Here is a 21,096-nt window from a genome sequence, read left to right as displayed (position 1 = left end):
CCTATATTTACAACCTTGTGATAACTTTCCTTAACTATTTATAATATATGCCTATTTCACTATTAGTGACTTTGTTGTAAAACCCTCCATATTAAATAAGTATAAAAATTTATAAAGTCACTTTGAAATAGATATAAATGATACAGTATTTGGAGAAGTAGGCGCTCCATTAAGTATCATAGCATCAAGATAACAAGTATCTAAACAGCAATATTAACCCTATTAAACAGTAACTTACAACTGCTCGCAAACTAGATACCCGTTAGGAGTTGTGTTTCCCACAATCTATACAAACTGCTATAAAACCAGCTTTCAAATCGACTGTTAAATCATCGTCGTTAAGCTAATTTAAGGTCTTTATATTCTAAAACCATTAATTTTTTAACACTTAAACACTTAAACACTTAAACACTTAAACACTTAAATGCTTAAATGCTTTCTATTGATGAGTTCTACCATTAATAATAGGTATCTTGCGCATGTGAAATCAACACGAAAATTATATTTGGTAAAGCTCGACATAAAAAAAGGCCTGCTATAATACAGGCCTTTTTATTACTCGTTGAGTTTAAATAGATTAAGTTAGCGCATGAATCTATTTAATTAGGGGCTATCTGATCATAATCTATTCAGATAAGCTTCTACACTTGCCTGCTCTCTTTGCTTCAATGCGACACAGTTATTAACGCTTTCTTCAAGTTTAGCCAAGGTGCGGCCATACTCGGGTGTGGTTGCTAACTTAGACTTAAAGAAATTTTCTGTTTTAATCAATGCATCAGCCTCACAACCAGAACCTGTGTAGTAAGGAATATTGGCAACAGCAAATGGCGGAAGCTTATCTTTAATTTCCGCATAGTTAGCATAAACCCAATTTCTGAAGCGTTGTTTGCGTTCTTTGCTATAGTCTTGGCCTGCTAAGATATAACGTAGATCCGGTGCTTTTATGTTATCCGTTAGCGTGTAGGCCAGAATATCAGACTGTAACTCCTTCGTAGGCGCATAACCGAGTGCCATCATTAAACGAGTACGTTTCAATGGATCTTTGGTGGTTTCAAAAACCCGTTTAGCTTGATCGAGTAAACTACTATCGCCATTGTAGATAGCAATCGTCAAATGAGTCCCAATTAAATAGGGATCAACCTTATCGCTTCCAGATAAATAGCTTTTCGCTTCTTTTGTCGCTGTCACTATCGTTGCTCTATCTTCGGCTTCAAATGCCAGTAACTGAACTAGTGTAGGCCTTAACTTGCTAACAGCAGTGTTTTCGCCAGGCTTAACTTCTAGTCCATACTTATCGATAGCAACCTGAGCACGGGCTGCGATAAATTTCGCCCATTTTTGCTGATTACTTTCATCGATAAACGTACCCTTTTGTGATTGTAAGTAACCCAGCGCAGTTGAAACAACCTCGGGATGCGGATCATCAATAAACTCGCCCAGAATATTTAATAACTCACCGCCACTTACCAAGCCTGCATCTAATAAGGCATCAGCCGCTAAAACTAACGCTTTTCTTTCACGCACTGATAGCTTTGATTTTGCGTTGTTAAGCAGCTGAGTCATTTGAACTTCATCTAGTAACCAGCGGTAATAACCCATCGCATCGGCATCGGGATAAACCCATTCTGGTGCGAAAGCAAGTTCGAAAGTTTGGCTGTCCTTCTCTAGTAATACTGTTGTTTGCTCTACTGTATTACCTTTACCGTACTTAATTGAAACGGGTACAGTCCAACGCTGCGCTGGCGCATCTGTACCAGCAGTAACAAAACGCTTTTGGTTTAAGGTGAGTCGTTTACCATCAACAGACACATTAACCAGAGGATAAGAAGATTGTTCGATAAAGGTACTTAACACTTTTCCGACATCTTTACCTGACGCCTTGCTTAGCGCGTTCCATAGATCATCTGCTTCGGTATTTTTATATGCATGATCTTTTATATATTGGCGAATACCTTTATTAAAAGCATCGACGCCAATATAATTTTCAACCATATCAAGTACCGCTTCACCTTTGTTATAGGCAAGTCCAAGACCATCCATGATGTCGGCTTCTGTTTTAATCGGTTTACGAATAGGCTTAGTTGATACTCTAGAATCTAATGCCATCACATAGTTCTTTGACAATGATAGGTTAGATTCAAATTCCGGGTGCGTTTGATGGGTGACTTTTGCCGCCATCCAACTTGCAAAGGCTTCGTTCAACCATAGGTCATTCCACCACTGCATTGTCACTAAATTACCGTACCATTGATGAGCAAGCTCATGACCAATAATTGATACCGCACGCTCTTTACTGTTTTGGCTAGCTGTAGCTTCATCGAGAAGGAGAATATCTTCTCTATAAGTAATTAAACCGGCATTTTCCATCGCACCAAATGGAAACTCAGGTACAGCCACGGTATCAAGTTTGGCATAGGGGTAATCCACACCGAAGTACTCCTCAAGCGCACTTAATACAATTGGCATCTGTTTCGCTGCATATTGCGCTAGCTCTATTTTGCCTTTAGTGGTGATGACTCTACCCGGCACTTTCATTCCAGACACAGGGATCTCTTCAAACTGACCGACTGCGAAAGCCACCAAATAACTTGATAGTGGTTTCGTTTCAGCAAAAACATGTGTTGTCATATTGTCTGCAGTCGTGGTTTTTGTTTCTGGCGTATTGCTATATACCTTGTCTGTTTTAGGCGCCGTGATCGTTACTTGAAATGGGATTTTATATTCCGGCTCATCAAAAACAGGAAACGCGCGACGAGCATCACTCATTTCAAACTGAGTAAATAGATACGGTAAACCGCCATCCATTGTTTTGTAGAGACCTACAGATTGCCTGTTATAAGGCGCTTCAAAGTCCATCGACAACGTATATTGGCCTGGAGTAATTTCATGAGCACAATTAAATAATACGATTCCCGTATCTAATTGCTTAGATGTCATGCTGCAGTCTTTCGCACCAGCTAATTGAATATTACTCGGTAAATACGCCACACCGTTAAGCTGTAACTGTTGAGTCGCGCTCAATACTTCAAGCTTAATTGAAGTGTTACCGAAAAAATCATCCTTATTAGGATCTAAAGTCATTGCTACGCTTTGAGAAATGGGTTTTGCGACTTTGCTGAGTACATATTCATTTGCCTGTGCTTGATAGCTAGCAGCACATGTCAGCGACACGAGAGTCGCGGTGACTATTCGATACATATCGATTTCCTGTTGTCTTGTGATCCGTATAATCCGCAGCCAGACATGAGTCTAGCGCTGGTTAATCCTTTGTCCTTTGTGGTTTTCAGATATGAGTACACACTTAAACCTAAAGAGGATATGGATGCTTAAGATAACAAAACATTAACAGCAGTGGCAGCGTATACTGATTTAGGCATCGCCGTTGTTGTAACAATTGATGAACAAGGTAAAACTAAGTAGCAGAAGAATGCTGTAGATATATACCGTAAAGGATGCGCTTCAAATAGCGCTTTAAATAGATAGACAATTGAATTAGCTATTTCTTAGCTTTTTGGCTAGCAAAGTTTTATAACAATCAGTATTGCTATTCAAGATGGCTATAGTAGCCAACTTAAATAGCGCACAGAACACAGAACACAGAACACAGAACACCAGACTGAAATGAAAGACTAGACTTAGAAATTAGACTAATAGGCTAAAATAAAGATTCATAACTGAGCATCAAAATGGGCATGGACTGTAACCATGAATTCTTACGCCACTAATAGGATGATCAAACTCTAATCTGGTGGCATGCAGCATCAACCTTTGGGCCAATTGATAAGTTGCCTGAGAGCCATATAAGTCACAACCTATAATAGGGTGCCCCATATATTGGCAGTGAATTCTAAGTTGATGAGTACGCCCTGTTTCTGGTGTTAACTCTACTCGTGTTAATGCCAATTGATTACGATTATCTGCAGAATCTAAGTTAACTACTTCCGATAAGCTGTCCGTTGCGATTGAAACCGTTTCATTACCAATAACCTCAAATAACGAATGGGCAGGCTTACCCTCTAGTTCGCATATTTTCATCAATGGGAAATTAGGCTTGTCTTTAGCGATTGCAGCAGATATTCGACCATGTTTTTGATTAACACTGCCAGCTAACAAAGCGGTGTAACGCTTAAGTACATTACGCTCACTAAATTGCTTACACAAAAGTGCATTAATCGTTTTATTGAGCGCGATAAGCATGATGCCTGAAGTGCCTAAATCTAACCTGTGCACCAGCGAACAACCAGGAAAGTCTTTCACGAGACGATGATGCACTGAATCGAGATTTGCCGGATGTTTACCGGATAATGACAATAAACCTGAAGGCTTGTTTATGAGTAATAAATGCTCATCTTGATAAAGAATCGTGATCTCTTCAAAACATGGAGGAGCGATAAAATCATCGGCAGGATTTTTCATTTAACCTTGGGACCATAGACAAACTGCAGGAGGTGCATGATACCGCAGTTTGTGATTATCAACGAGCATTGCCGCTGATGTTTGTGACTGTGCTTTGCTGAATGAAATACATTGCTCAAATAATAGTGTTCAATAAAATAAATAGTGTTCAGTAAATAGTGTTCAAATATTAACGCGCAAAGAAAAAGGAGCGAGTGAGTATGGATTGTACGCAAGCACCCCCCATAAATGCATGTAGCCCATCCAGTATCAAGTTGCTAGCTGTCGGTTAACTACATGGCCAATCCACACTTTTAAATAATTCACATTTTTAAACACCCCTCAGCAAACTGACTCGCTAAGATTTTCGGAGTTCATTTCGAAGGACTTAATGATATTCAATAGTTTGCATAATTAGTCGCTTTTAAAAATATAATCCCGCGATATTTTTAACCAAAGTGGATTTATAGTCATAAAAGTGAATAATGATAGGCTTAAATATACTGTATCTTCAGCATCGGCTTTGAAAAGAACAGCTAATAAAGCAATGAAACAACCACTGCAAGTAAATTTCTAAAATCGACAAACTAAGGATTCTCATCGCTTGTGATGGCACAATCCTGATCTTAAAATATTTGAATACTCTATAAACTTAACGCTTGAGAATAATCAGTGCCATTTGCAGATGGAATAGAATTGGAGCACTAAAAGGGAATCATTAAAGGTAAGAACTAGATTGAATCAAGAGTAATCATGTTGTGAGCTTATCTTGTCGGTATGGATATGGATATGGATATGGATATGGATATGGGTATAAAGAGGATTTAGAAGTGGAATAGAAAGTGCCCATCCTTGCACACTTTCTAGGAGCAAATATTTACTTTAAATAGCTAAACAACTAACTAAATAGTTCGACTTTAGAAATCGATTCTAAAACCTATGCTCGCGATAGTGTCGTCAAAATCAGAGTATTGTTTTACATCAAACTGACCAATTTCAGTATGCACACGCGTCGACTTAGATAGACGATATTCAGCACCTAAGGCCCATTGTGATACCTCTGGTACATCTGTAGCTGCTGCGCCTAACTTGTCGTATACACGGCCAGCAATCTTACCCGTACCAGAATCATCTTGGCCGTATTGCGCTTTTAGCGTTAGCTTATCAATTTGATATTTAGCGCTAACAATAAAGCCATCACCATCACGTTGCTGCCAGTTATCCAAATTAGGATTCACAACTTCAGAGCTTTGGTACATAGAACCAAGCATTAAATTGTTATATTTGTACTGCGCAACCAAACGCACACCTTTGATGTCTTCAACGCCATCTGTGTATGCTGCAGCTAAATAAACATCACCGGTTTTAAATAGCTTATCACCATAAGTTAGTGCGACTTGGTAATTGCCATTATCACGGCGAACGTCATCTTCAGCATAATAGTTGTCTTCTAGGATATAGCTGGCACCAAACTGTAGCTTGTTCCATTTAACCGTTTTGTACTCAAGTGAATCGCCCCAGCGCTTATCACCAGCAAATAAGCGATCGTGCTTCATCGAGTACATATCCATTGCATCAGATGTGCCTTTGGCCATCTTAAATACTGGATCGATACGACCTGCCGCAAGTTGACCAGCACTCGAGTGCTTTATCCCTAGGTAAGTTGGGCGTGCAGAAAAAGGATTGTTGTTCTTGCCTTCGCTAGCGCCATTCACACCCACTTCAATTTGGTAAAATACGGTGAAATCTTCATTTATGGCTGCATTGCCCTTTACACCTAAGCGGCTCCAGTTGTTCTCTAGAATCGTGCCGCTTTTACCGCTATGGGTTGCACTGCCACTATCAGAATGGGTTACTGAGTAGTCGATGCGACCATAAAAATCATACGCGTCAGCCATAACACTAGGAGAAGCAAGTACCGCTGCTGCAATTAAGGTTAATTTTACTGTTTTCATAGTTTTGTCTCTTAATCTAATTATAAATTTTTAACTGCGGTGCCTGTATTCGCAGGCACCGTCACAAACAACAGGATTATTTACTGTGTTTAACAATCACGCCGTCTTGGCGCATTTGCGTGTATAAAATTTCGGCTTGCGCTAAGTAGTTATCCCAAGCATTTGAGCGCTTAGTAAAACCAGTAGCGGCATAGCTACCTGTGTCACCAGTAGCTGGAAGGTCGTCGATTAGGAATAAAGAGCCGCCTTGCTGTAAGTGGCCATTTAGGGCATCGATCATCACGTTAAAGCCAATGCGAGCAGGCTCTACGTAGTTGATAGATTCATACTTAGATTGACGATAGAATTTCTTCTGTGACGCATCTTTTATCTGTACTTTTTCATCTGCAAAGATTTCGTCGTAATGAGCTTTAGTAATTTGCTTAGTTTGGCTATCGACGACGATACGTAGCATTGCAGTCACACCCGTCCAGTTACCTTTAGCATCAACTAGCTTTTCAGCATGTTGATAAAAACGCTCATGGGTACCCTCGCCATTGATTTGTGCGTGGATCTTTGCCGTTAACGGCACCATAGACTGTTGGATACTGTTAGATGCGCCCGCAACGACATCGATACCGGCATACTTCAAGCGGTTTGGTTCTTTTAATTTATTGCCAAGAGTTGGGTCGAAATCAGGATTAAGCTCAAAAGTTAATTTATCTTGTTCAACCATTAACTTTTCCATGGTCAAAGCTGACTGCACCCACGCTGTACCTTTTTTCTTACCCATAGAGAAGTTGTACTCAGACATACGCTTAGGCACGCCTTGGTATAAACGGGTGTAATAATTAGGGCGACCACTTTCATTAAATTCAGCAAAAATAACGTTATTGGCGTTATTTAGCTCGGTAACAATCGCTACGCTACCCATGTGGCCTTGGCGGAAACGCGCTTCTTGGTAATAATAATCACCCTTTAGCAAGCCAAGTTGTGGCTGAATAGACCACTTAAGCTTAAAATCTTCACCTGCAGAATCATCTTTTGCGCCTACAGCTACAAACTCAGGCTTGCTACCGTCTGCGCGTGGCAAACTATTAATCGCTTCTAAAATGCCATTTGATGAGTAAGTTGCACCAGATACTGCATCAATACCTTCATGACCGTTGTTCGCTAGCACCTTAGATAGCAGTCGCTCAGCATTTAAGTAGAGTGATTCGGTTTCTTTGTGTGACTTAGTCTTAACGTCAACGATATGACCATTTTTGACTTCAACTGTTAGCGTAATGACACTTTTCTTACCTTTAGCTGATACGTCATGGATACCATCTGCGTACTTACCTGCAGGTACTGAACTTGCACAACCCACTAAGGTCATGGTGCCCACTAATACTGCGGTGCTAAGTAATGATTTTTTGAATAATGTTAAGCTTTTCATTGTGAATGCCTTCAAGAGTTATATCGTTGAGGGCAAGAATAAGAGTTTTAAATTAACTAACAATTGCGGAAAACCGCAATTGAATACATGCAATATGATTAATTTGATCCAGGTAACACTAAACTGTTGAGTCAATAATATTTCAGTTCAATCTGTGTTATTCATAATATATCCACCGCACAATCAAGTAGTCCACATGAATAAATCAATTGCCTTTTTAACACTGTTATCTATAACAAGCTGTGTCAAAGCTGAGCAGAATAACCTCCCTATCGCACCAGATTTCAACATCATAAAAGTCGCAACTAATGGTGAGCCATATCGCTGTGATGGTAATGCGATTATCACTCACGACCAATTAAAAACTAATTTAACGACTTTAAAATACTTTGGCACATCCATTAGTATCGATGTTTATGATAGAGACAGTAATAATACTGAAGAGGCACTTTGCCATGCATTAAATATGGTTCAAAAATACCACTATTTAGCATCCAACTATAGTACTTATCCTCATGTGACTAATATAAAAAGCATCAATAACAATCCTGATAAAACCCATCAGATAGATCCAAAATTAACCGATTTGTTAGCTGCTAGTATCGAGTGGCATGATAAAACCAATGGCTACTTCAATATTGCCTTATCGCCGGTAATCGATCTTTGGCGAGGTTATCGCGCGCAATGTAAAGGCGAGATAAAGGAGCAAGATAAATGCCAAATACCATCAGATGCAGAACTTAACAGCGTTGCTAGCTTAACGAATATTCGAGATATTTCGCTTAATACTGAGCTCAATACAGTCAAGCTTAAACCCGGTATGAGCATTGATCTTGGTGGTATTGCTAAGGGTTGGATGGCAGAAATGGTCTATCAGCAATTGAAAAAAGATGGCGTTAATAACTTTATGATCAACGCCGGTGGTAACATTCGACATTATGGAGTGCACCCAGAAGGACGAAGCTTCACCACTGCAATTGAAAACCCAATATGTAAAAAATACAATAACCAACTACCACAATGTCAGAATTTTGAAGGGTTATATCATGAAGTTATAACCGGACAAGATATAACCGTTGTTTCAAGTGGAAATTATTTGCGCTATTACCGTGTTAACGGTAAAGAATATCATCATATTATTAACCCGAAGACTTTAAAACCAAAAGCAACTGGCGTTTCCGCGACTTTAGTTATGCAGCACAATCAGATTTATGCTGATATTATTTCGACAGCGTTATTTTTAATGCCAATAGAAGAAGCATTAGCTTATGCAGATAGTAACCCTGACTTTGAGGCCGTTTGGTTTTTAAACGATACGGGAGATAAAACTGAGTCGAAAGGCTTCAATAATTATAGACTTTAATTGCCTTAACATGAATAGAATACCAAATAGTCATTATGGTGTAGGTCATTATTAAAATCCTGGCCTAGATCTCATAGCATTTATATTACGTAACTTTTATTATTTTAGTCCTACAAATCATGTTAATCACCTCGACATAAAATCAAAGTAGAATAATTAATAGAATGTGGTGCTAGAAGATGGTAATAAAAGCTGAAATATTGCTTTATCATTATAACTAATTCCCGTCTTAGCTTATCTAACGGTTTTCCGCATACATAAGTAAACTGTGATAAACCTCAATTTACTTATGAGTTTTATCACAGGCTTTTCGACAATAGCGCATAATAGATAAGCGATGTGCTTTTGAAGATAACCATGTTTAGAAAACTCCCTAAGATAGTCAGTAGCATTTGCTTGTTAGCTTGCAGTTATTCATATGCTGACGTGCAACAACCAATTCGAATCGGTGTACTTGCTTTCACTGAACCTGAAAAGGTCGAGCAACGCTGGCAGCCAACCATTGATCAGCTAGCGCTTGATCTTCAGCGATCTTTTGAACTTGTTGCATTGCCACCTAGTGAACTCGAACACGATGTATCTTTGGGAAAATTTGATTTTCTGATCACTAATGCGCTTACGGCTGTCAGCTATAAAAAGGATTATGGCACCAGTAGCATACTAACGCTGATCCCATTAAATAACAGCAACCCTACCGAAGCGGTGGGTTCAGCGCTTATTACCCGCCAAGGCACAGAGATCAGCAGTTTTAATGATTTAAGGTTTTTAAATGCGGTGTCGAGTGATCCCAATGCATTTGGTGGTTTTCAAATCTATGCCGGTGAGATGGCGCAAAACGGCTTGAATCCCTTTAAAGACTTTAACAGCCTTAAGTTTGCTGGTTTTCCACAACAGAAATTATTGCAACAAGTGTTAGATGGTACGGCTGACATTGCCATTTTACCCACCTGTGTCCTTGAAAATGCAGTTGCTGCAGGCAATATCCCAAAGGGCAGCTTGCAAGTTGTACTGACTCAGCCGAACTCAGGTTTTAAATGTCAGAGTTCAAGCCAATTGTACCCATACTATTCCTTGTCAAAATTGGGTAAAACTGACCACCAGCTAGCAACTGAAGTGATACGTTCACTGTTATCGATTGAGCCTGCATCAAATGCTGCAATTACCGGGCGCTATCAAACCTGGTCAGCAACGGTTAACGACAGCGAGGTATTCAAACTACTGAAACAGTTGCAGCAATGGCCTTTTGTGACCAATTGGACCTCTATATTTAAGAGTGCCCTCCCCGTAGGTATCGCCATTGCGCTGATATTACTTTTAGGCTTTATCCATCATTTAAGGGTAAAGCGATTAGTGGTGCTGCGCACGCGCGACTTGCAAGCCGAAATTGCGCAACACAAACAAACCGAGCAAGCCTTATTAGAGCAAACCAAACAATTTTATCGTGCTCAGAGAGTATTACTGACCGGCGAAATGGCATCCGGGATCGCCCATGAGTTAAACCAGCCTCTAGCAGGCATTCGTTACCTGACTCAAGGGTGTATCTATCGCTTATCTGACAACCAAAGCGAGCTTAAGGAAGCGATGACGAAGGCCCTACAACAAGTTGATAGAGCGCAATCAACCATTAAGCGCTTTAGATACTTTTGTCAGCAACCCAGCGTAATGACGCTATGCAGCCTGAATCAAATTTTAGATGAGACCTTGAGCTTAATGTCAGCGGAGTTTCAACGAATGCACCTAACGCCGGTTGTAACCACTGAGGAAATTCAGCTAACTGCCGATGCGAGTTTATTACAACAAGTTTTTGTCAATATTATCCGCAATGCGCTGGATGCCATGGAAAAATGCGCTGAGCCTAGTCTTGCCATCACCCTGAAGATGAAACATAACCAAGTGCAAATTGATTTTACAGACAGCGGTAGCGGTTTGAGTGAAGCGGCTCTGGAGCGATTATTTTTCCCTTTTGAAACCTCCAAAGAGCATGGTTTAGGGTTAGGAATGATAATTTGTAAAAGAATTATTGAAGAGCACCACGGCGAGATAAAAGCGATGAATAACATAGAGCCCCAAGTCAACGCTGAAAATACTCAGTCTGCCGGGCTAACCATTAGTATTGTTTTGCCACTTAAGGAGCAAACACATGAGTAATCTCTATTTGGTTGATGATGATCAGGATGTTTTAGACTCATTAAGCTGGATGCTAAATGGGCTGGGTCATCAGCCTCAAGGTTTTTTGTCTGCCGACGATTTTTTAAAATCGGTCGATTTGCAGCAAAGCGCTATTGCTATCTTAGATGTACAAATGCCTGGTATGGATGGCAGTGCACTGCTATCGCATATGGTGCAGGCAAACAGCCCTATCGCCGTTATTATGCTTAGTGGCCACGGTAATATTGCTATGGCGGTACAAGCGATTCAAAAAGGCGCGCTCGACTTTCTCGAAAAGCCTGTTGATGGCGATAAACTGGCTATCTTGCTCGAGAAGGCAGCCTCTATTAGCGAACAAAATATGCAGCGCTCAGTCGCTAAACAGGCTTTGACTGCAAAGCTTGATACCTTAACGCCTCGAGAGCATGAAGTGATGGAGAAAGTATTAGAAGGTAAGCTTAATAAAGTGATTGCAGCCGAGTTAAATGTCGCTCAGCGTACGTTAGAGCTACACAGACAAAAAGTAATGCAGAAAATGGACGTGAGTAACGTCGCTGAGCTTGCTTTTTTAATGGGTAAAAATATCAGTTAACAAACATTGATTGCCATTTAAGCTATTCGACTGCCGGGCGCGCGCCCGCTTGTTGCCCAGGTAGCGCAAAACTCCCAACCTTTATCTTTACACACTAGCCCTCTTTTATAACGGCTTTTTCTCGCATAAAGGGCTACGGGTCCAGTATGCTGAGCTGCTGGGGTTACAGTGAGATGCGTAAACAAACTTGTGACTGATTGAGATTGGCTCATCTCTTGCTGACTGTCAGCACTTTGCGTTTGGTTAAAGTGATAAAGGTTTGTCGCTAAGCTCGCGTCATCGACAGAGCCATTAATCAAGGACACTGTTATTAAGGCGGCCGCTATTAAGGGCGCTGTAATTAACAACAGGTTAAGCAAAGGCGCAGCAGCTAATGCAACCAGTAATCTGGCAGCAAGAGTGCATTGGCGAGAAGGTCTCGAGTCATGACGACTATTTTTAGCCCCTGAAGAGTGATTGAGTAGATTTAATTCGCCCCAAGAGACGCCTACATTCCGTTGCAGCATTGCACTCCTTAACATTTAAATCTAATTGTAAGCCTGTAACCATCTTAGCGTAAATAATACCAATTGCATTAGTAATTTAATCAATTCAGAAGCGCTCAAGCTTTTCAATTCAAGGCGCATGGACGACAGAATGGTTATTCCCTTGTGAGGCCATGCAAAGCAGAAGTGGAATGCTTGAGCGCTTCCCTCTGGGTGGGTTTCAAAGCACTGCATGCTGCGCCAGAAACTCTCGATATAGAATAACTATTAGCTTCTAGTTCCCAGCTTGCCTTCAGTGCTTTGAACTCCCACTGAATGAACAGATTATTAATGCAATTGGTATAATTACAAACTCAACAACTTGCGAGATAGGAGTTGGTTCAACTGTGAAATACTGGTTTGGCTAATGCAAACTAGGGGTTATTTAGCTTTATTTAACTTATTTAGTTTTATTTAGCTTTAGTCGCTTGCAGCAGTGTTTGCTCAAATTGCGCCGCTAATCTTGTTATATTCTCAGGGTCGCGATTATTACGACTTCGACCATGTAGAGATGACTCGACAAATAGCGCAAACCAAGCTTCAAGTACCGCACCATTGCTAGCTTCACCTGCCGCAGCTATCGCTAAGCTTGCGACTTCAGCCGTACCAAGCTGAAAGTCACGGGCGCCTTTTCTTAATGCGTAACTGGCGGTCGTTTCTGGCGAAAATGAAAATAGCGGCAGATGGTGTAAATATTCGCTCTTTCTAAACATCTTAATGGCTTCACGCCAACTACCATCAAGTAAAATAAACAGCGGCGTGCGCCCAGTTCCACACTCGCTAGCTGTCACTTGGCTAACTACCCTTTGCCCCTCTACGGCATATTCGCCGGGGAAAATCACAAAAGGTTGATACCTTGGATCATTGATAATCGACAGCATTTTTCGATTAGGATCATTACGCGACCAAATAAACGCATGGGTGTCAGGGATAACATCGGCAATCAAACGACCGCTGTTACTCGGCTTTAGCACTTCATCGTCATACATGATCAACATAAAAGCCAACTGACTATTAACAGCTTGACGTTGATGACAGGTACATAAGTGCTCAGCGAGTAAACAGAGTTGGCAACGCACAACATTTTTGCCTCGGGCCGTAAAAGGACGAGACGAGATAGCTTTTCTATAGTCGTATAAATGATGTACAGCGTGCTTTGGCGAATTCATCTGCGCGAAACCTAATTGAACTTGATAACGATTGCACCCAACCAATTGACGGCATGCAATTTTAAAATAACTAAGCCGAGCTTTTACTGATTAGCATTACTCATAGTAAGCCACAGTCTAAAGTCAGCTGAATAGTTGCCTAACAAACAAAAAGCCTACACTAAGGCAGGCTTTATTGGGTCAGTAATACACGCTTACAGTATACGCCTTAGCAAAAAGTCTGCTTTTAGGCGTTTAATACGCTTCATAATTTTGCGCACTGGTGCGGGGTAATTCTGCAAGGTCTCTATTTGGCTGTAATGGAACAGACGCTCTGTATGCTCAAGAATATGTGCTTGCTCTTGTTCAAACTTTTCTTTCCAACACTCGCTTTCGTCTTGCAGCAATAAACCATTTTCTAAATCCAATGCCCAGGCTCTTGGGTTTAGGTTACTGCCGGTAATAAGATGACGCTTGCTGTCTGCGCTGATCCCTTTTAGATGGAAACTGTTGCGACCATCTTTCCAAAGGTGAATATTTAACTGACCGTTTTCAATAGCCCACTGCTGACGCTTGGCAAATTTTCGCAGTGATTGCTCATACATATATGGCAAGGCACCAATGGTTGAAAACTCTTCTTCAGGCGGAATATAGAAATCATTAGAGGTTTTATCACCTACAACAATATCGATTCTTTTGCCTTTACGGAGGTGTTTCGCTAATGCTCTTACTAAAATGTAAGGTGGATTAAAGTAAGGCGTGCAGATGAACAGCGCGTCTTCAGACTCTTCAACCAGTGCAACAATCACCTTGTTTAACTTGTTCTTCTTACGACCCAAGCCGACAAGTGGCGTAACACGATTACCGATTTTGGTTTGGCTGTATTGATACTCAGCTTTAGATAATCGGTGCTTAAGGCTACTGACCTCTGCTTTAGACGGTAACTGCTCAGTTTCTTTTGGCTGAGTTAACGAACTCACCGCAATATCACTGGCAATATAGGTCTGGATCATCTCTCGCATACTGCGAGCCAATTCTGCCGACTCGAGCATGTGATAACGGTCAAATCGATACTTTTCGTCTTGGTGTAGGTAAATATTATTAATACTGGCGCCACTGAAAATAACGGTGTCATCAATAACGAAACCTTTAAGGTGCAACACGCCCATAAATTCACGGGACTTAACTGGCACACCTAAGATGTCTATTTTGTGCTCAGCAGCTTGATTAACTTTACGATACATAAAGTAATTACCGCTATCGCCTTTGTGACCGATTAGGCCGCGACGTGCACGATGAAAATCAACCAGTACTTTTACGTCTAGTTGCGGGTTTAGCTGTTTTGCAGCAATTAACGCCGCCAGTACTTCTCTACCGGCTTCATCATCTTCTAAATAAAGTGCTGCGATATAAACAGAATGCGTTGCATTTGCAATTCGAGATAACAATTCAGCTTTTAGCGCTTTTGGCGTTAACAGCCATGAAAGCGAATCTGGTTGTAGCGGTATGCCACCTAGCTTACTCAGCAAGGCTCTCTCCTTAATAGTGCTGACCATCTTTATAATATGTGCTTGGCTCTAGCTGCCTAAACATGACAATCACATGTTTAGCGATCGGATAAGCCGCTAATATGGCTTCACGAATAGCCTTTTCTGCACGATGGTGTGTTTCGGGATCTTTGGGAAACCACAGTACTTCGACTTGGGCAATGTCGTTAGCTTTTATGCCGTGACGATAATTGCTACTTTGAATTGAGTCGAGTATGAAAGAGTCCGCTTTTGCCTGACAGATGTCGGCTAATGCCTCGAGTAAATTGTTACTCAGTGTTGCGACTGCCATTTCTGGTAATCCGCTAACTCTTATATGTGGCATTAAAGATCCTCCTAGATAAGGGCATAGAAATTACCGATTTAACCGCCTTTGGGCAAGGCTTTTCTATCAATAACGCTCTCTAGCGCTCGATTTAGCTGGCTTCTTGCGCTGTTAGCCATTTATTTAGTCATATCCGCCGCCCTAAAACTGCTGCAATTTTTGTGATCTAGCCCTAAGAGTTTACTGCGCCAAACACAGAACTTGCTACGGGAGTTTGCTAATATAAGCGATTATCTTAGCGTCCATGAGACTCTTTAATGAATTTAAAAATTCTGTTAACACTTGCTGCTGTATTATTTGGCGCTTGGGCTATCTTTCATTTTAAAGCCCAGTTAGGCATTTTTGTTGTACCGTTATTTTTTGGATTGGTTTTATTTGTGACTTTGCGTCTTTATCGTTTAATGGAAAAAGACGATTCTAACGATCCTAGAGATTAAGCTCATAGAACGTTAGGCCCTTTCAGAGTGCGATAAAAGATTGTAAACCGCGCTCTTAGTTATGAGGTTCTAGTTATTTTAAGTTCAAATTGAATAGGTAAATGGTTAACTTAGTGGGCAGAACAAGCCTATAACAAAGCTATATTTAGGCTTTGACGCTACTAAGTTACGTCAACTTACGGTTAATCTGACAGTGCAGCAAAGTAGTCCAACTAAATATCAGCCATTGTTTCCATTTTTGACCATAGGTTAAAAGTAGCCACTTAAATCAGCAATAAAACAAGGACACGCTTTTGAGCATTCGTTTCAATATTGCCGCAATCACCACAACCCTCTCATTCTTGTTAACGCCCGCCCCTGTGCTGGCAAATGATTACTTAGATAACCTGGTTAAGCTTATAGAGCCCAAAACATCGCAAACTGCAGCAATTGTTTCGCCTCTTGACGACTCAAAGCTCACGCTCGCCCACAATGCAGAGCAGTTGTTTGTGCCAGCAAGTACCATGAAGCTATTAACCGCTGTCGCAGCTAGCACAGCGCTTGGCAAAGATTTTACCTTTAATACACAAATAGATGCTTATGTCGGCGTCAATAACCAACGTATTGAAGGCGATGTATTTATCCGTTTTGATGGCGATCCAACATTAACCAGTCAGCATCTAAACTCACTGCTAAAGCAGCTTAAACAAAGAGGCTTAAAGCATATCGATGGTAATTTGTATTTAGTTGGCGATCAGCAAGAAACCCTACAAGCGCCAGGTTGGGTCTGGGATGACCTCGGGATTTGTTACGCCGCGCCAGTATCACGCTATATTGTTAACCAAAACTGCGTAAAGGCAACGCTCTCGCCTACACTAGCAGACGAGCGCAGTGAATTTAGCATCAGTCAATTTGAGCCTATTGTCGTTAATAACAGCGCCATTTTCGACAAAGTCGGTGATAAAGCTTTTTGCGAACTTGAGCTAAAACGTCAGCCTAATAACCACTACCTATTATCTGGCTGCTTTGCAGGCAACAAACCACTTAAACTTGCTATTGCTGTATCGGACCCGGCAAATTACGCCCAGCAAACGATGCAAAGGCTGCTTAACAACAATGGCATTTCGCTAAAGGGCGAAGTATTACTAACCAGTAAAAGACCCTCAAACACCCTGCTGATTGCTGAACATCAATCTAAGCCCCTTTCTGTGCTTTTAGATACCATGTTGCTCAAGTCCGATAATTTGATTGCAGATAGCTTATTGAAGCGTCTAGGCCAATATGAATACGGTGTAGAGGGATCGTTTACCAATGGTAGCCTAGCGATGCAAACGATACTCAGTAAATTAGGCGTTGATCTTAGCACGGCAAATATTATCGATGGATCTGGTTTATCACGCTACAACTTGATCAGTGCTAAGCAATTAATGGACGTATTGTTATTGATAGATAAAAAGCCTGAATTACATTACCTAATTGACAGTCTGCCAATCGCGGGGAAAACCGGAACGTTGCAATATCGCAGTGGTTACAGACAAGAACCGTTAAAAAACAGGGTGTTAGCTAAAACAGGCTCCATGCAAGGGGTGTCGAATTTAGCGGGATTTATCAAACAAGACGGTAAGTTAACTCAAGCGTTTGTGATACTTGAAAACGGTTATAGCCCAGCCGTTAAAAAAGCGGAAATAAAACCCTTTAACGTACTGCTATTGCAATCAATGCTGGAACAAGGCTAAAGACTCACTTTCGCCTCAATAAAAACGCCACTTTTTAAAGTGGCGTTTTATTATCAAAGGATCAGTATCCGAAATTTAGAACAAGTTAGCATCCATCTGCATGATTGACTCATCACCTAACTTCACTTGAGATAAGTGGAAGTCAGCTTTAGCCAGTAACTTATCAAAATAGAAACGGCTCAACTGTGTTTTTTGCAAGGTGAAGCTGGCGTCTTCATGATCATTCGCCGCATCTACCATGGCTAACCAGAAACAACCATAAAGGGTGTAACCAAACGCATCTAAGAAGTCGACTGCACAAGAGTTAATTAAACCCGGTTGTTTCAGCTTGTTATCGTTCACATGGTTAGCGACCTGAATTAAGTTTTCCAGTAAAGCTAACACTTTTGCTTTGTCACTGTCTGTGACATGGCTGTAACCATTAATATTATCGACTTGCTCAGCAACAAACTCATTCAGCGCCGCTACATTATCACCTGTCACTTTACGACCTAGGAAATCAATTGCCTGAATACCGTTAGTGCCCTCATAGATCTGGGCAATACGGGTATCACGTACCAGCTGCTCAATACCTGTTTCGCGAATATAACCATGGCCACCAAATACTTGTTGCGCCATGATTGCAGCATCTAAGCCACGATCACTCAAAAATGCTTTTGATACTGGCGTTAGTAGACCAACATAGCGACTGGCTTTGGCTTTAATGTCACTGTCATCTGCATACTTGGCCAAATCGAGTTGTTGTCCGGTATAAACCGATAATGCTCGACCCGCTTCAGTTAAGGTGCGGATGGTTAATAGCATACGACGCACGTCGCCATGGACAATAATCGGATCTGCAGCGGCCCCTGTTGGAGAACCACCGGCAGCAACGCCCTGGGTGCGCTCTTTAGCGTAATCCGCAGCCATCTGATAAGCCGCTTGTGATGTACCTAACCCCTGTATGCCAATAGCCAAGCGCTCGTAGTTCATCATAGTGAACATGCAAACTAGGCCCCTATTTGGTCTGCCAATCAAATAACCTTCAGCATCGTCAAAATTCATTACACAGGTGGCAGAGCCCTTAAGACCCATTTTGTGTTCTATTGAGCCTACAGTGACACCATTTGCTTCGCCTAGGCTGTTATCGTCATTAACCTTAATCTTAGGGACTAAGAATAATGAAATGCCACTGGTATTAGGCAATTTAGCCAGCACCAGGTGGATCACGTTTTCGGTTAGGTCATGGTCGCCGCCAGTAATAAAGATTTTACTGCCAGTAATGTTATAGCTGCCATCGTCGTTAGGCACTGCTTTAGTGCGAATATTACGTAAGTCAGAACCTGCTTGCGGCTCTGTCATATCCATCGCCCCAGACCACTCGCCGCTGTATAGCATGGGTAAATATTGCTGTTTAATTTCTTCAGTGCCATGAGCGTGAATAGCCAGTGCAGCACCAGCGGTTAATGACCCGTAAAGCGTAAAGGCATTACAAGCACTGTAAGCCATTTCATCTACTAGTACGCCAAGCATCTTAGGCATGCCCATGCCACCAAGCTCTGGGTCGCCACAAAGACCCACCCAACCACCTTCAGCATATTGGTCGTATACCGCTTTATAGCCATCAGGTGTGATCACCTTATCAGCTTCGTGACGTACACCTTGCTCATCGCCGCTTCGGTTTATAGGATGAATCAATTCGCGGCTGATTTTATCTGCTTCATCTAAAATAGCTGCTGCTGTATCCATATCCACTGACTCAGCCATTGCGGGCATTTCAGACCAAGTTTTAGGTGCGTTGAACACTTTTTCAAGTAAGAAGCGCATCTCTGCTAATGGGGCGTTATATGGGTTCATAAAACTCTCTTAAACGATGGATTTAAACAGTTGTTTTAAATCTACCAGAAGTCGCTGTAAATAACACCCCTTAAACGTTAAATCTTTTAGCCAACTGACATCCTCCCCAACGATAAATAAACCCTAATAAATAAATTAATAAATAAGACATCTAAATAAATCAGACATCCAAAATTATTTACTTAATAAATAAGACATCCAATATTATTTACTTCTAAGCGTGATTGAGAGAAACATTAAGACTAGTACTTTCCATCTCCTCTAAAATAACCAATACAGTAGCTTAAACACACTTGCTACTAGCAGAACAAGATTAACGAGTAGACGATGGACAACTAGAATAAAATTCAAGCAGCAGAAACACCAAACACCTGTTTGGTAATGGAAAAGAGTGGAAAAGTGTTAAGTTAGACTAACTACAATCAAGCCATCGGTGACAATTGGCAGCACCCTGTCGTCGTTTACGTTCCAGGTGTTCACAATAAGTCGTCAGCTCTTGTGTGTTGCCCACTGGACCTTTGAAGATTTTAGTGAATTCTGCAGTCATTTTAAGCCAGTTTTCAGCCGGAATATTCAAACGATGCAGCAATTGCTTTGAGAAGTGACTGATAGCCCCTCTTTTATCATGGCGTTGAATACGACCCGTATCATCAATCAGTTGAAGGTAATCTTTAGCATTAAACATCAGCCCTTTAGGCATGTCTTGATGTTCATTTCCCACAAAAGGCAGTAACGCTTCGGGTTGCTTCCCCTTAACCGCTGCTTTTATACGTAATTGAATACTCGTAAAATCAGAGGTTTCGGGTGAATTAGCCACCTTTGCTCGAATATGGTTCAAGTCGACATAGGCCATACAAGCTAAAACGGCGGCCTCATCAAGCAGTGCTTGAGACTTAAACCGACCTTCCCAAAAGCGACCTTTACACTTATCCTCCGCATTTGCTTTTCGGGCTATGGGTTCGTTCAATGCTCGCATGAACCAGGAGATATCCATCAACCTTATTCGATACTCTTTTACCCGTTTATTAATGATGGTTTGCTGATAGGACTCAAGTGGCTGACCTTTGATAAAAGCCTGATTCAAGCTGTCGCCTTTAAACAGTTTTTGCCATTGCGCAATAACCTCGATATCTGACCAACTCTTCGCTAATTCAGCATCTACCCGCAATACTAAGTGTAGATGGTTGCTCATTACCGCGAACGCACAGATATCAATGGCGAAAACCTCTGCAAGTTGTAACAGTCGTTGTTCAACCCAGTCACGCCTATGCTCATAGGATTGACCTGTATGCTTATCGACACCACATAAAAATGCTTTTCTAACACAGCGAGATATGCAGTGATAAAACGGCGTGTCCTCTAAACTGACAAGGGCCTTTCTTGGTGTTGGCATAACAAACTCCTCTTTTCAGCCAGAACTAAAGCCTAGTAGAGGAGACGCGCATTCACAATTTGGGGTGTCTCAGTTATCGGGTCTCAGTTATCGGGTGTTAACCTGGCCAAAGTGTGGCGAGCAAGACTGCTGATGTATCTGACAAAACTGAGTCTCATACTACCAACCTCAATCACCAAAAAGTGGGTGGTAAACTGTCAACACGTTGGTAAAGGGCTGTCTGCACTAAAGTACCTGTCGCGATACCTTTATCGTGGCGTATTACCCGATAAAAATATCGTCAGCAATATCGATGGCCAAG

At 41.4% G+C, this 21,096-nt stretch carries 15 protein-coding genes and 1 pseudogene; 6 read left to right on the top strand and 10 right to left on the bottom strand.

The features are described from left to right. Positions 1–618: 618 nt before the first annotated feature. The 4 genes from L2748_RS12925 to L2748_RS12910 form a co-directional block, all read right to left on the bottom strand. The gene (locus L2748_RS12925; RefSeq protein ID WP_276521592.1) at positions 619–3,198 is read right to left on the bottom strand and encodes a M1 family metallopeptidase; all 2,580 of its coding nucleotides are present in this window, start codon (positions 3,196–3,198) and stop codon (positions 619–621) included. A 483-nt stretch (positions 3,199–3,681) separates the two neighbouring features. After that, positions 3,682–4,416 carry an RluA family pseudouridine synthase gene (locus L2748_RS12920; protein WP_220782662.1) on the bottom strand — a complete coding sequence of 245 codons (735 nt, stop codon included), beginning with the start codon at positions 4,414–4,416 and terminating at the stop codon, positions 3,682–3,684. A gap of 896 nt (positions 4,417–5,312) precedes the next feature. After that, a complete protein-coding gene (locus tag L2748_RS12915; protein ID WP_220782663.1) occupies positions 5,313–6,350 on the bottom strand; it encodes a porin in 1,038 nt (345 codons plus the stop codon). A 76-nt stretch (positions 6,351–6,426) separates the two neighbouring features. Continuing rightward, positions 6,427–7,767 carry an FMN-binding protein gene (locus tag L2748_RS12910; protein ID WP_220782664.1) on the bottom strand — a complete coding sequence of 447 codons (1,341 nt, stop codon included), beginning with the start codon at positions 7,765–7,767 and terminating at the stop codon, positions 6,427–6,429. 196 nt (positions 7,768–7,963) lie between these two features. On the opposite strand from L2748_RS12910, the gene L2748_RS12905 reads away from it, so the two are divergent. The 3 genes from L2748_RS12905 to L2748_RS12895 all read left to right on the top strand — a co-directional run bounded on the left by L2748_RS12905 (position 7,964) and on the right by L2748_RS12895 (position 11,870). After that, on the top strand, positions 7,964–9,130 hold the full coding sequence (locus L2748_RS12905; RefSeq protein WP_220782665.1) for an FAD:protein FMN transferase: 1,167 nt from the start codon (positions 7,964–7,966) through the stop codon (positions 9,128–9,130). A 357-nt stretch (positions 9,131–9,487) separates the two neighbouring features. Further along, entirely contained in the window at positions 9,488–11,278 is a 1,791-nt protein-coding gene (locus L2748_RS12900; RefSeq protein ID WP_220782666.1) for a sensor histidine kinase, read from the top strand. Further along, positions 11,271–11,870, top strand: a complete 600-nt coding sequence (locus L2748_RS12895) for a response regulator transcription factor (protein WP_220782667.1) — start codon at positions 11,271–11,273, stop codon at positions 11,868–11,870. Before L2748_RS12900 ends, L2748_RS12895 begins: the two co-directional genes overlap by 8 nt. A 17-nt stretch (positions 11,871–11,887) precedes the next feature. Here L2748_RS12895 and L2748_RS12890 read toward each other — a convergent pair whose 3' ends face one another. The 4 genes from L2748_RS12890 to L2748_RS12875 form a co-directional block, all read right to left on the bottom strand. Continuing rightward, a complete protein-coding gene (locus tag L2748_RS12890) occupies positions 11,888–12,376 on the bottom strand; it encodes a hypothetical protein (protein WP_220782668.1) in 489 nt (162 codons plus the stop codon). Positions 12,377–12,804: 428 nt separating this feature from the next. Beyond that, positions 12,805–13,563, bottom strand: a complete 759-nt coding sequence (locus L2748_RS12885; RefSeq protein ID WP_220782669.1) for a tRNA-uridine aminocarboxypropyltransferase — start codon at positions 13,561–13,563, stop codon at positions 12,805–12,807. A gap of 194 nt (positions 13,564–13,757) precedes the next feature. Further along, positions 13,758–15,071: a CDP-diacylglycerol--serine O-phosphatidyltransferase gene (gene pssA / locus L2748_RS12880; protein ID WP_246616241.1), complete on the bottom strand. Its 1,314-nt coding sequence runs from the start codon at positions 15,069–15,071 to the stop codon at positions 13,758–13,760. A gap of 10 nt (positions 15,072–15,081) precedes the next feature. Next, positions 15,082–15,414 (bottom strand): DUF1904 family protein, encoded by a 333-nt coding sequence (locus tag L2748_RS12875; RefSeq protein ID WP_220782671.1) that lies wholly within the window; start codon positions 15,412–15,414, stop codon positions 15,082–15,084. A 257-nt stretch (positions 15,415–15,671) separates the two neighbouring features. Here L2748_RS12875 and L2748_RS12870 point away from each other — a divergent pair, with 257 nt between their 5' ends. After that, positions 15,672–15,851, top strand: a complete 180-nt coding sequence (locus L2748_RS12870) for a hypothetical protein (RefSeq protein ID WP_220782672.1) — start codon at positions 15,672–15,674, stop codon at positions 15,849–15,851. Positions 15,852–16,144: 293 nt separating this feature from the next. Beyond that, the gene (gene dacB / locus L2748_RS12865; protein ID WP_246616242.1) at positions 16,145–17,566 is read left to right on the top strand and encodes a D-alanyl-D-alanine carboxypeptidase/D-alanyl-D-alanine endopeptidase; all 1,422 of its coding nucleotides are present in this window, start codon (positions 16,145–16,147) and stop codon (positions 17,564–17,566) included. Positions 17,567–17,641: 75 nt separating this feature from the next. Here dacB and L2748_RS12860 read toward each other — a convergent pair whose 3' ends face one another. After that, positions 17,642–19,402 carry an acyl-CoA dehydrogenase family protein gene (locus L2748_RS12860; protein ID WP_220782674.1) on the bottom strand — a complete coding sequence of 587 codons (1,761 nt, stop codon included), beginning with the start codon at positions 19,400–19,402 and terminating at the stop codon, positions 17,642–17,644. 412 nt (positions 19,403–19,814) lie between these two features. Then, positions 19,815–20,795, bottom strand: a complete 981-nt coding sequence (locus L2748_RS12855) for a transposase (RefSeq protein WP_220782676.1) — start codon at positions 20,793–20,795, stop codon at positions 19,815–19,817. Positions 20,796–20,894: 99 nt separating this feature from the next. On the opposite strand from L2748_RS12855, the pseudogene L2748_RS12850 reads away from it, so the two are divergent. Then, positions 20,895–21,096, top strand: a pseudogene (locus L2748_RS12850) (transposase); the annotation flags it as partial.

Origin of the sequence: Shewanella sairae (assembly GCF_023283535.1) — a bacterium.
GTDB lineage: Bacteria > Pseudomonadota > Gammaproteobacteria > Enterobacterales > Shewanellaceae > Shewanella > Shewanella sairae.
The sequence above is the reverse complement of the archived record's forward strand: the minus strand, read 5'-3'. Positions and strand labels throughout refer to the sequence as shown.

Bases quoted from the DNA above. Each gene is read 5' to 3' on its own strand.
- L2748_RS12905 (WP_220782665.1), top strand. From the start codon at position 7,964: ATGAATAAATCAATTGCCTTTTTAACACTGTTATCTATAACAAGCTGT.
- L2748_RS12895 (WP_220782667.1), top strand. From the start codon at position 11,271: ATGAGTAATCTCTATTTGGTTGATGATGATCAGGATGTTTTAGACTCA.
- L2748_RS12910 (WP_220782664.1), bottom strand. From the start codon at position 7,767: ATGAAAAGCTTAACATTATTCAAAAAATCATTACTTAGCACCGCAGTA.
- L2748_RS12925 (WP_276521592.1), bottom strand. From the start codon at position 3,198: ATGTATCGAATAGTCACCGCGACTCTCGTGTCGCTGACATGTGCTGCT.
- L2748_RS12920 (WP_220782662.1), bottom strand. From the start codon at position 4,416: ATGAAAAATCCTGCCGATGATTTTATCGCTCCTCCATGTTTTGAAGAG.
- L2748_RS12875 (WP_220782671.1), bottom strand. From the start codon at position 15,414: ATGCCACATATAAGAGTTAGCGGATTACCAGAAATGGCAGTCGCAACA.
- L2748_RS12855 (WP_220782676.1), bottom strand. From the start codon at position 20,795: ATGCCAACACCAAGAAAGGCCCTTGTCAGTTTAGAGGACACGCCGTTT.
- L2748_RS12870 (WP_220782672.1), top strand. From the start codon at position 15,672: ATGAATTTAAAAATTCTGTTAACACTTGCTGCTGTATTATTTGGCGCT.
- L2748_RS12885 (WP_220782669.1), bottom strand. From the start codon at position 13,563: ATGAATTCGCCAAAGCACGCTGTACATCATTTATACGACTATAGAAAA.
- L2748_RS12890 (WP_220782668.1), bottom strand. From the start codon at position 12,376: ATGCTGCAACGGAATGTAGGCGTCTCTTGGGGCGAATTAAATCTACTC.
- L2748_RS12860 (WP_220782674.1), bottom strand. From the start codon at position 19,402: ATGAACCCATATAACGCCCCATTAGCAGAGATGCGCTTCTTACTTGAA.
- L2748_RS12900 (WP_220782666.1), top strand. From the start codon at position 9,488: ATGTTTAGAAAACTCCCTAAGATAGTCAGTAGCATTTGCTTGTTAGCT.
- L2748_RS12915 (WP_220782663.1), bottom strand. From the start codon at position 6,350: ATGAAAACAGTAAAATTAACCTTAATTGCAGCAGCGGTACTTGCTTCT.